Source organism: Microbulbifer sp. NBRC 101763, assembly GCF_040371615.1.
Classification (GTDB): Bacteria; Pseudomonadota; Gammaproteobacteria; order Pseudomonadales; family Cellvibrionaceae; genus Microbulbifer; species Microbulbifer variabilis.
Genome location: NZ_BAABQV010000007.1, coordinates 301,842 through 313,398 on the forward strand (window position 1 = coordinate 301,842; position 11,557 = coordinate 313,398).

At 40.9% G+C, this 11,557-nt stretch carries 11 protein-coding genes and 1 pseudogene; all 12 read right to left on the reverse strand.

All coding sequences use genetic code 11. The annotated features are described in order from the left end of the window. Positions 1–45: 45 nt before the first annotated feature. The gene (locus ABWV76_RS18645) at positions 46–753 is read right to left on the reverse strand and encodes an ABC transporter ATP-binding protein (RefSeq protein WP_020412099.1); all 708 of its coding nucleotides are present in this window, start codon (positions 751–753) and stop codon (positions 46–48) included. Beyond that, positions 750–1,541, reverse strand: coding sequence for an ABC transporter permease (locus ABWV76_RS18650; protein ID WP_020412098.1), 792 nt, complete (start codon positions 1,539–1,541; stop codon positions 750–752). Before ABWV76_RS18650 ends, ABWV76_RS18645 begins: the two co-directional genes overlap by 4 nt. A gap of 2,297 nt (positions 1,542–3,838) precedes the next feature. After that, the gene (locus ABWV76_RS18655) at positions 3,839–4,603 is read right to left on the reverse strand and encodes a transporter substrate-binding domain-containing protein (protein WP_353376934.1); all 765 of its coding nucleotides are present in this window, start codon (positions 4,601–4,603) and stop codon (positions 3,839–3,841) included. Between the two features lie 1,143 nt (positions 4,604–5,746). Then, positions 5,747–6,577: a glycerophosphodiester phosphodiesterase family protein gene (locus tag ABWV76_RS18660; RefSeq protein WP_353376936.1), complete on the reverse strand. Its 831-nt coding sequence runs from the start codon at positions 6,575–6,577 to the stop codon at positions 5,747–5,749. Positions 6,578–7,075: 498 nt separating this feature from the next. Next, a pseudogene (locus tag ABWV76_RS18665) lies at positions 7,076–7,840 on the reverse strand (IS3 family transposase); the annotation flags it as partial. Between the two features lie 89 nt (positions 7,841–7,929). Next, the gene (locus ABWV76_RS18670; RefSeq protein ID WP_353376937.1) at positions 7,930–8,238 is read right to left on the reverse strand and encodes a transposase; all 309 of its coding nucleotides are present in this window, start codon (positions 8,236–8,238) and stop codon (positions 7,930–7,932) included. 153 nt (positions 8,239–8,391) lie between these two features. Further along, positions 8,392–8,703 (reverse strand): DUF4279 domain-containing protein, encoded by a 312-nt coding sequence (locus tag ABWV76_RS18675; RefSeq protein ID WP_353376938.1) that lies wholly within the window; start codon positions 8,701–8,703, stop codon positions 8,392–8,394. A gap of 188 nt (positions 8,704–8,891) precedes the next feature. Then, a complete protein-coding gene (locus ABWV76_RS18680) occupies positions 8,892–9,335 on the reverse strand; it encodes a hypothetical protein (RefSeq protein WP_353376939.1) in 444 nt (147 codons plus the stop codon). Positions 9,336–9,399: 64 nt separating this feature from the next. After that, the gene (locus tag ABWV76_RS18685; RefSeq protein WP_353376941.1) at positions 9,400–9,714 is read right to left on the reverse strand and encodes a hypothetical protein; all 315 of its coding nucleotides are present in this window, start codon (positions 9,712–9,714) and stop codon (positions 9,400–9,402) included. Positions 9,715–9,813: 99 nt separating this feature from the next. Continuing rightward, positions 9,814–10,422 carry a tetratricopeptide repeat protein gene (locus tag ABWV76_RS18690; RefSeq protein WP_353376942.1) on the reverse strand — a complete coding sequence of 203 codons (609 nt, stop codon included), beginning with the start codon at positions 10,420–10,422 and terminating at the stop codon, positions 9,814–9,816. Between the two features lie 118 nt (positions 10,423–10,540). After that, entirely contained in the window at positions 10,541–10,843 is a 303-nt protein-coding gene (locus ABWV76_RS18695) for a hypothetical protein (RefSeq protein ID WP_353376943.1), read from the reverse strand. A 113-nt stretch (positions 10,844–10,956) separates the two neighbouring features. Next, entirely contained in the window at positions 10,957–11,400 is a 444-nt protein-coding gene (locus tag ABWV76_RS18700; protein WP_353376945.1) for a hypothetical protein, read from the reverse strand. Positions 11,401–11,557 lie beyond the last annotated feature (157 nt).

The window sequence follows — 11,557 nt, forward strand, 5'->3', positions numbered from 1 at the left end:
TTTTTGCTCTGCTTTGAGCGAGTCTCTAGCTTCCATAATCAACTTTTATACTTTAAGAGCCTTATTGGCGTTGCCAGCTTTGGGTTTGGGTCTAGGTTGTTCACCCTGGTATTTTTCAATAGCGTCATCCACCGTATCGAATACGGTAAGCTGTCCAGCATCAAGATAAATACCAACGTCACAATTTTTTCGTAACAATGGCATAGCATGGGCAACAATAATGAACGTTGAAGTTTTGCGCTTCTCGGCAATAATCTCTTCACACTTTCTCTTAAAGTGCGCATCCCCGACAGACATCACCTCATCAACCAAGTAAGTATCAAAATCTACGGCGATACTGAGCCCAAAAGCGAGGCGTGAGCGCATTCCAGAAGAATAACTTTTTACTGGAGCATCGAAATAATCGCCGATTTCGGCAAAGTCCTGAACCCGGTCCATAACCTTGCGCTGCTCCCCACCCCAAATGCCATGTATTCCACAAACAAAAGCTACATTATCCCGTCCAGTTAGGCTTCCCTGGAACCCGCCAGAAAGCCCCATGGGCCAGGAAATTCTCCGATCTGTTACCACCCGCCCTGAATCGGGATAGTCAATACCTCCCATGATGCGTAACAATGTTGATTTACCCGCACCATTGCGGCCCAAAATACCGATATTTTTTCCTTCTGGAAAAGTCGAGTTCACATTGCGAAACAGTACTTTACGGCCATTTGGCGTACGATAAGACTTTGTTAGATTTTCCAACTTGATCATTGGCTTCTCACCAGGTCACGCCAGTTAGCCCTATATGTCAGCAAGCCAAAGGCGAGGAAAGAAACGGAAATAAATATCAAGTAGTTAAGGTTTCCAAAAGCTCCTTGATACTGAACAAATAACCCCTCTCGAGTAAGCTCAATAACATGTAGGAGTGGGTTCCATACCAGGTAAGGGTGATACTCTTCTGGAATTTGCTCCAGTGAGAAAAACACCCCAGACAAAAAGTATAGCGATCGTACAATTATTGGGGACATCTTCGCAGCTTCAGGAAACCTTTGGCCAACAACACAGAGAGCCAAACTAAGCCCAAGGCAGAAGCAGAAAAATAGCAAGTTTACGACTACTAACAACAAGAAGTTATTAAAACGAGTGGACACTCCGAACCACGCTAGCAAGCCAAGTAAGCATGTCAGGGCTACTAAATAGATGGCAAACTCCAACAGCGTGCGAGTCAGTACTGCGTCAAATGGTCTCAGTTGCCGATAGTTAAACAGCCCCCTATTCGGCTCAATAGCAGTAAGCCCCTTCCCAAAGCAATGGCTGAAACAAAGGAAAGGCGCAATTCCAGATAACATGAACAATGCAGTGGGAATACCAGGGTAGAAGTTTTCCCTAACCAAGCTGAAAATTGTTACAAGCACCATCATATGCAGAGACGGTTCGAGCAGCACCCACACGTAGCCCAGCCGCCACTTACCAAAACGGGTTTTCATCTCCCTAACCAGCATCGCATGAATTACATCACGCTGGATCTGCCACACTGTGCGTTGAACGGAGGATTCCATATCAGCTTTTTCTTTGATATATGTGAACCAGTTCCACGCCAACCAGGGCAACAAACTGGGATAATTAACTCAATTCCATTTGGTGGGATTTTCTTCACATTGTTACAACTGTTACACGCGCCTTTTTGCTGTGATCGTTGTTATTAGCGTGAAAAATACTAGGGTCACACACTTTATATAGCGAATCTTCCTGAAAACGCCAGTTGCGTCCTTAATAGGCGCGGTATGCTATCGCAGTCCCGCCATCAGCGTCTTGACGAATTAATTACGCGCCATTACGAACTTTCCTACACTAAATTGGTGAGATCAGACTGAGTAGTCTGAAAAGGTACACTCTTTGATCAATCCACTCAATGCACGCACGCTTCCTGTCGCCAATGGCTAATCTTGGACCAAATGGTTTGAATGGCAAGCAGGCGAATAAGCATCCACTCTGGGCAAATTTCCAGCAAGAACCTTTACCCAAAATCTCAAACATTCCCTCAACGTAACGTGTGCAGCTCTTCGTAATTTACCAGTTACAATTTCCGCTCCAACCTAAATTCACGGTATATGACCCAACGATTCGATCATTTATTGAGCGTACTAATAAACCTTATAAATTGAACAAATCTTATGCAACGATAGAGGCGCTCCTGATTGAGGTAGTGCTCTCAGAGGGTGTCGCTCAACGATGCAATCGATTGCATTCTAAGGAAAACAATAACTCTACTCAATCTTTTGCATACGTTAGTACTCATATGCCAAAACTACAGTGATAAGATTTTGCTTCAGGGCTGACTTGACCAACGCCATACCTTGCAAAGGTATAGGCTCCCATACTCACGCAATAAACAAAGGTCCTCACACTGTGATCCGCACTTGGGCGTTTGCTTGCCTAGCATGTGAAAATGATATCTCTTAATTAAGCCCGTGCCCGATTGGAGTGACTTTTCATAAAAGCCAAACCAGCTCAATTTGCTTCACAGCAACGCTCTGTTGGTGATAACAAGATTCACGCCTAAAACAGGCTTTTAGTTAAACAATCCAAGTAAGATTGCCTTGTGGTTAACGGTCACTGAACAACCTAAATTTAGGCTAACACTTCGTCCACCCAATCAATCAACCAGCCGACCGAGATCATCGCCGATGAGCTTTTAATAGATACTGCAAGGTCACTATACGTTAGCAAAATAATACACACCCAGCTTAAAGTATCGTAAACCAGCTATTAAGCAGGCTAAGTTTGTTAGTAGATTAGTCGTATTTAACTGCCCGCAGCTACCACCAGCAAGATCTATAAAGTTACAAGCCTAATGGCTCAATGAATAATCTAGTTGAAAAACTACGCATTTTCGATATCTGTCCCTTTCTCTCAGTGTGTGGTAAAAGACTACGTATTTCGGGGCAAGCTCAAATCAATGGGTATACACTAACATCAAAAATTATCCGCTTGTTAGACAGTTGTTTCTTTTCAGCTTGGGATAATATCAATTATTCTACATAGCATCGATTATCGTTCGATAACTGGTGGCAGCTTGCCACACAAAAAAGTAAACTTTGTAAACTACAGACAATTTGTTGTGGTAAGCCTTGAAACTCTAACCAATAAGCATCAATCCATTCTACGGAAGTTAGTCTTAGTAGATTGAGTCAAGCTTTCTAGACCAGTCGTTTTAATGAAATAAACTGCTTAGCAGACTAGAGTGTTCCCATGTTTATCGTAATCTACTGGGAACCAAGCTCATCTATGATTTTTATAAGAAATACAGGCTTGGAAAATATTAAAATTTATCAAAATTTGAGGCGGTTACTCTCACTGAAAGTCAACTCAAGAATCCATAGAATAAAAATTAACTTCTCAATAATTGCTCTTATTTTATACATATCCTCATGAATAAATCATTCAACATGATACTCATAAGGCAATATGCATTCTCGACCATACAAGAGCTCGGATCATAATGATATTTAGCTAGATGCTATGTAAGGCGAAGAGAGCCAGTTTTTCTTAAGATTAGTCTACTGAAGTATCTAATTATGTGAAATCAAGCGTCAAGGACTTCATTTTTGAGTTATCTTAATCTTCAACAACGACAATCCAGCCTGTATTTTCTATAGAGTCATCAGTTATAAATCTTTTACCATGGCGATTCTTGGGGAAAACTAACCGAGAGTATTTATCGCAATATATATGAATAGGTTGCTTAGAGAGAATGACTTAAAAACCAATTATTATCTAGATAATTTATAAATATATTCATATCACTTATTTTTTCACGCATCCAAAATTTAAAGTCTTAGTTCAAAATTACATTTCATTCACATATGTTTGCTTTTTCTGGGATACCATATTCCTTCAACAACTTAGCATATTCACCTTTGGCACAGAGTCGGTCTAACCCCTTATTGAAATCATCTCTAGGTTTTTCATTCTTAAATGCCATCTTGAATTTAGTAACAGGCAAAAAAATCTTGTGGATATCCACTTCATCCATTGAGTGTCCCTCCACAATAGTGAAATTCATAAAAATACTTTTATCAACTATTATGATAGAATCTGGGTTTCTCCAGAAGTCTAGGACTTGATCCTCTGAGTTATCAGCCTCAACATAGTTTTTCCTGCCAGGCGCTCCAGGCGAGAACAGGCGCTTAAAATCTGGTCCGAGAGTAAGATGGGCTCCCTGCCAAACAATGAGATCATGCCCAACAAGATCATTCACACTATCTATCTTATAACCTTTACTTTTGTGACTAATCGCATAATTTACAAAACCGATATAGTATTTTGAGTAGTAGTACTTCTCTGGGCCACCATGTTCGATCGCATTTGCTTCTGCGTTTGCAATTCCCCTCCCAATTGCTTTTGGAATATCACCCCAGCTCATCTGTAAAAATGTTATTGAATATTCTGGAAGTGACTTTAGTATTACATCTACCTCGAGTCCGCGTTCCGCATTATTCCCCACATATGGTGGCGCATCCTCCTCAATCGCTACTTTAAGCTCTGACGCGGAAGTGAACAGTGCATAACCAAATAGAAAGGAAATCAAAACTAGCTGTTTTAATCCATTGTTTTGCATAACAATACTCAGAATGACACCGAAATTAGAATAAGTTAGATAGTAGATTAGGCTATGAAATAATACCCTATATGGTAATGAACACGGACTAGCGCCAAAATTCGCCCATAAGTCGAATGTGATGTCAGTGGCGCGTATAGATTGGTGGACCTCTATAGATAATTAACCTGCGTGTAATAAAAAATTAAATATTAATCCCTTTTGGCATGAAAAACTTTCCAGCATCTTTGGTATTATTTACTCCTTCTAATAAATAAGCAGTAGTTAAAAGCTTTAGAAGAGCTGCCTACTTCTTTCGTCCTTCATAGATACTTGAAATTTCCGTTAGTAATGGGCATTAAATTGAGTCATCTTTGACGCAATCTCTTCCTTATCAAATTTCCTGTTACTTTTATTCAATAGGAGCTATATACCTAAACTGAAGTAAGTCATCGCCCATTTGAACATTCTTCGTAACTGGACATTCGCAGCCGCCCCATTCCACAACACCAAAAGATTTATATTAGTCACCAAAATTTAGCATACTTTCCCAGATCAAACTCCTAAATAGAGTTAGATATTGCCCATCATATATTATTAAATGCGCATTATCTGAAACCAAGCTGGCCGACCTGACAAATACTGGGAAAATCTCTTCGGCCATATCAAATTCCTATAAGTGACAAATAAGTAAGCTAAAGATGTGCCATCACATTTTAAAATAAAAAATTGATTATTAAATTATAAAAGTAAACATAGAAACTATTCTATAAATTGAAAGTGGATCCGCTTTCCTGATCAGTTTTAATTGGTGACAATTAAATTTCTTTATTTTGAAGAAACCGTTTTACACACTTTAAAATTATACTGTACTGTTGTCTGGCGCCTACAAATCGATTCTATTAAACATCAAATTGATGGGGTAGCAAGCAGAAGGGCGACGCTAAATATCAAGGGGATTGATTACAATCTATGACTTCAATATATTAATATTTATTTTTGAATAAAAAACCGACTCTTAAGCCGGTATCGTAAATTTACATACACCATCAAAATGATCAAAAATTGCCTGGGATTACTCATTTCATTATCAACGATGCCCCTCTTCTATTAATGATGGCTTGCTATAGTTGTAAATTAGTATAAAGAAATTTGGTTCAAAAATTAGCGTTCTCCAGCATCTACAAGTGCCTGATAAATACGATCAGGATAATCACCAATAATGCCGTCTACACCCAGTGAAATACTGCGCTCTATATGGTCTTCATCATTCACGGTCCACAGATCAACAAGTACCCCTTTTTTCTGGAAAAAACGCACATAGGGCTTAGTTGTAATGCTATATGGAAGCTGAGCAACATCAAACTTAGGCTTGAAAGCCCAACCGAACCCTGTGCTCCAGGCAAGACTTGCCTCAATAAGTTCACCTATGGTTGCACTGGTTCTAACCTCACCCCCGCTGATATCACGAAAATGATTCATTGCTTTGCTATGTTGGCTCGCAACGGTAACCTGCCCCTGCATCCGATAATCTGAAATAATCTGCCAAAGTATCTCTGAGAGCACTTTATCATTAGGTTTAATCTCTACATTGAATAAACCATCAGGATAACGCTCGAATAGTTCATTCAGTGTTAACAAAGTAAGCCCCTGATTTCGAAAGGGATAACTGTTACCATTATCACGAGTGAATTCATATGCTGCATCCAGGGATTTAATTTCACCTAAGGTCAAATCTTCAATTTTATCAGACACCCCTACATTGTCTTTGAGATCTGCATCATGATTAATAATGATGTAACGATCTTTTGATAAATGAACATCCAGCTCCAGGATATCTGCACCCTGTTCCATGGCCATATCAAATGCTAGGGAAGTACTTTGAGGGTACTCACCAGACGCCCCCCTGTGAGCAAGAATCTCTATAGCTAAGGCCTGATTACAGAAACCGACTCCTAAAGCAAGACAGACAATGGCTTTTAACATTTTTTTCATTTAGAGAATTTCCTTTATTATTAAATTGGTAAACCACTACATGAAATACAAATATACTACCAATCAAACCTGCTAGTTTATTGAATCTATGCTTTAGGTGCTTAATATTGCTCTATAACAAGAATCTAATAAACATGTTTCCAATCTGGTTCAAATAATACTTGAACTAAAAAATTAGTGTGATGACAAAATACTTCTATTACGCTCTAGAAGATTTACTAGAAAATTAGTAGAATATTCTTAACTAACCTTAAACGCTAAACATTTATTCTTGTCATAAAAATTTAATTTAGATTGTAAAGGTTTAATCGACAGTTCACCTTAAATCTATATACTTAGTTTACGCAACAGTGATTCAGCCGAATAATCGGTACTAGCGCACATATTTTTCAATAGATTGTTCTCAGCTCAATTAATTATCCTTTGCATTTGGGTTCGTTATAATCAAATTTAAGTTATTTTACTATTGGTCTTGCCCACTAAAAGTAGACACTCTAACTATGTATAGTTACGCTCATACTCTGCTGGACTTACATAGCCCAATGCAGAGTGCTTACGAACCCTATTGTAGAAAATCTCAATGTACTCAAACACCTCAGATTTTGCTTGCACTTCGCTTTCGAATGTTCCAGCATAGACCAGCTCGACTTTTAGCCTGCAAAAGAATGATTCCATTGCTGCATTATCCCAACAGTTAGCCTGGCGACTCATACTCGGCTTGCACTTGCTTTCAGACACGAGATCCTGGTATTTCTGCGATCGATATTGCACACCCCTGTCAGAGTGAACTATTAGTCCAGGCTTTATTTGTCGTCGCTCTAGAGCCATTTTCAATGCTCGACGTGTCAATTCATCGGTCATCTGGGAGTCGAATGCCCAACCTACAATACGTCGAGAGTACAGATCCATAACTACCGCGAGGTACAACCACCGCTCCAGAACCCAGATATACGTAATGTCACTTGTCCAGCGGCAATTTGGTCGATCCACATCAAAGCAACGCTTAAGTAAGTTGGCGGAGACATTAATGCTCCCCTCTACGGGCTGACTATATCGAAAGCCTTTGCCGTTTCTCGCTTTAATATGCTCCTGATGCATAAGCTTAGCGACGTAGTTCCGTGAACATGGCTCACCTAACTCTCGAAGCTCGCAAGCGATTCTAGGCGCTCCATAACGACCTTTAAACGCAGTAAACATCTCTCGGATTTTATCGATTGTTCGTATCTTTCCAATCGTGCGAGAAGGTGGCAACCGCCCTCGCCATCGATAATAACCCTATCTTGAGACTTCTAAACACCGACACATCAAGCTAACCGGGAATGACCCCACATGCTCTTGTATCAGTGCGTACTTTACTCTTGGTGGTTCGCAAAGTACGCAGCTGCCTTTTTTAGAAATTCAACCTCCTGACGTGCTTCATGCAGTTCCTTCTTGAGCTTGCGAACTTCAGTGCTTTCCTGCTTGAAATAGTTGACGCCGTCTAAACTATTGAACTGCTTATCAGACAGTCGATTAAATTGACGACGCCAGTTGTAGATCTGCTGTGCGCTGACGCCTAGCTCTCGAGCCACAGAAGCCGTTGTTGCTCCAGGCTTTTCTGCTCTCTTAACTGCTTCTCTACGGAACTCCTCCGTATACGCCCGAGTTCTTTTCTTACCCATGATACACCTCCGTGTTAGGCCTAAACCTAACTATACAGGGTGTCTACCAAACGTGGGCAAGTCTTACTTATAACGCCTAAATTACCTGAAAAATTCTGTGTAGCGAGTGAAACGAGCGAAGCAGTATTTTATCAGGTACGTTTTTTGTTATGTTTATCCACTTCCATCATCGAAATATATATCCCAGACAATATCTAAACCTAATTCCACTAGGTCTTTCATAGTCTTGACATAAAGGCTTGGTCCACCTTGCCCAGTAGAATCCCAATAATTCCATATTTCAGTTCTACAACCCATATCTCTTAACTTTTGTAGTTCTGAAGCCTTAGACTTAAATATTTCAATCAGTTTATCTATATGAATACTATTTTCAGTTGAATCCAATAATTTTTCGGTAGACCATTTCCAGACAGCGTTTTCCCTTCTATGACGATACTTAGAATCTGGCTCCTTTTCCTTTTTCACTGTTCACTCAACACCAAGAATCAATTCAATTTCTCTGGATTCTATTTCGCTAGAAACAATTACAAGAGTTGAGAATGTTTCAGTACATGCCATAGTTAAACTTCTTTCTAAACATAACGTCTGCAGCACGGGCCGGAGCCGCGAAGCGGCGGGGGCCAGCACCGAAGGTGCAATCGTGCCTGCACTTATTAACTGCATTTTCCGATTCCCAACTGTTTAGCGTCAGGAAGCTCCAAACCTGTCTCTTTTAATTCATTACCCCAGTGCCTAACTGAAGCTATATATGCTTGTTCAAAAATATACCTAGGTCGAGAAAACTTCCAACTCGATGGAAGGAAAAAATAGTTTTCTTCATCCTCATAGTTGGGAAGATGTATTGAAAAGTCGTATGCATCCTCGCTCAATGCTTCAACAAGACACTTAACCATCGCTGCCTTATGCTTAGTTGCGTACCCACATTCTTTAAAGAAGTATCCATCAAATAAATTTTGAAGCTGATTGGATTCAAGCGGATCATACTCGTTGAGCTTTTCCCCTAAAGACTCCTCTCGATCATATATGTCAAATGGACCGAGAAACCATCCTGGACTTGGCTCAAAAGCCATCTTGCTTTTTGGGTGGTTCAGTTTCATGGCTCCCTCAGCAGTTAACGCCCCGCGGAGGGCCGGAGCTTTACTGCCTGTGTTTGTTAAATGTTTACCCCTCAAGCCTCTCGAAAAGCAGGGCGTCAAGGTTTCCAGTGAGTTCATTGCCATTTTCATCAAGTAGCTTATAGATTTCTTGACTACTACCGAGTGATGCAGTCCCCTCTATGCCACATATTATTGCATGCGTGGCCTCTCCTACTGCTAGCTGGATCAACTCCAACACTTTTTCCCTTTGCTCATTAGATAACTCAATTTTATCTAGCTCAGATCTAAGGTATGTCGGTCCGTTCTTGCCCTGTGAATACAAATCCACCAAAGAATCGATAGACTCGACAACATTATTCATGAATTCTTCTGGTGTCATAACTCACTGAACATTTAACGACTACAACAGGGGCGGCTGGAGCGTAGCGTAGGCCGTCTCGCGAAGGGCCAAAGGCCCGTAGCAACCTGCTTTTACTTGTTATAAATCATTTTTTAGCACCCAAATTGCCGACAATTTACTGAACTCTGCTTTTTGGGTGTCAGTAAGCTCTGCCTCAATTTTTGACTTTAAGTCAGTAAATTGAGTTTGCCGAAACCAGCGACCGCCAGACCAGTCACAGCAGAAAAAGACTTGTGGTTCACCATTTGATTTTGCAATTACATTGTTGATGATAAGCAAGGCAAGTACGAGATTTTTATCGCTGCCTTCACCGTTATAGTAGAGATCAGCCAGCCGGTATTGAGCGATAAGTGCGTCATTCTTTTGCCCAAAGTAACCGTACTCACCAGTTGCACCAACGAAATAGCCTTCAGCCCACTTGCTTTCATCGAGTTGACGCGCGGCTAGTTTGTACCACTTTATCGCTTCAGGAATATCGACTTCGACACCGTATCCAGAATTGTAGTAAATGCCCAAACGCAATTGAGCCCAAGGGTAGCCTTGCTCGGCTAACGGTCTAGCAACCTCAATTGCCCTGGAGTAATTGCCTTGCTCCCAATTAGTATCGGTTGTTCTTTCACCGGGATTTTGGTTCATTCCTGCGCAAGCAGTGAGAAGAAGTGTTAGTAATACAGTGCTTAGTTTCATGCCACTCCTTATGATTTATAACGCCTTACTCAGCCGCCACCGGAATGGAGCCGCTTTGTGCTAGCGTAGCGTACAGCACAAAGGGAGCGTAGTGTAGGTGGTCGGATGCAGTAACTTGTTATGTGTTTTTCTCGTTACTATTTTCGTAATACGACTCAGACACTTTTACTGCTTTTGTATACGATTCAAAATCATCGAAAAGCACATAGCTTATAACTTGTGCCCATTCAGCTGCGCCAACATGACCAGCATCCCAACCTGACTCACTGCATCCAACTGGAATCTCACCAACAATAAATAATTTTCCACCTTGATATTCAAAGCGTGGATTGTCCAAATCATGACTGCATTCCGAGTCGGTCAAACACATTGAAATACATTTACCAGAAAAGTCTGGAATATTTTCTTTGTCTATACTCATTAGTACTTCCCTACTTTACACATAACGCCCGGCTCTGCGGCTGAGAAAAAGTGGCGCTGCTTTTGCATCAGCAAAATGAGTGACGCTTTTGGCAGTCCGACAGCAGCCGCTTGTTAAGCCGTGACTACCTCGATTGTTGTTTCGAAAGTGAACGGCTCATTTTGAGCCACACCCTCATTCTCAAATTCAACGACAACGGAACCTTTTATTTCATAGCGGCCATCATTTGCTTTAGAAAACACTAGCTCTTTTACATTACACCAATTGTGAGCACAACCGACATAAACCGAACCTTCTGCTTCTGGGTATGACTCGTGTGATAAATTAGCCCCATCGAGTTCCGCTGAATTCGCTAAGTTTAACTCGTACCAGTCCAAGACTATTTCAGTTGATAGTGGCTGCTCCTCATACTCAAGACCTGAATCAAAAGGTTCTAGAGGTATGGTTATACGATGGAATAATGTTTTCTGTAACCCGATACTCTCGTTCTCAAACCAGTAGGCCTCAACCTTACCGTTTTTAGCTTTAGTTTTTCTCTGTAATTCGATTTTATCCATAACTTCAATTCTGGTTTGGCTTAACGCCGAGCTCACCAGCGGAGGCGCATAGGCGCCGGAGTCAGGTGCAGCGTATTGTTATCCCTTTTTACCTGAAACATGGTTTTGAATTTGGTCAGCAATGCTAATGTAAACTGACTTTAGCTGATTTGGGTCC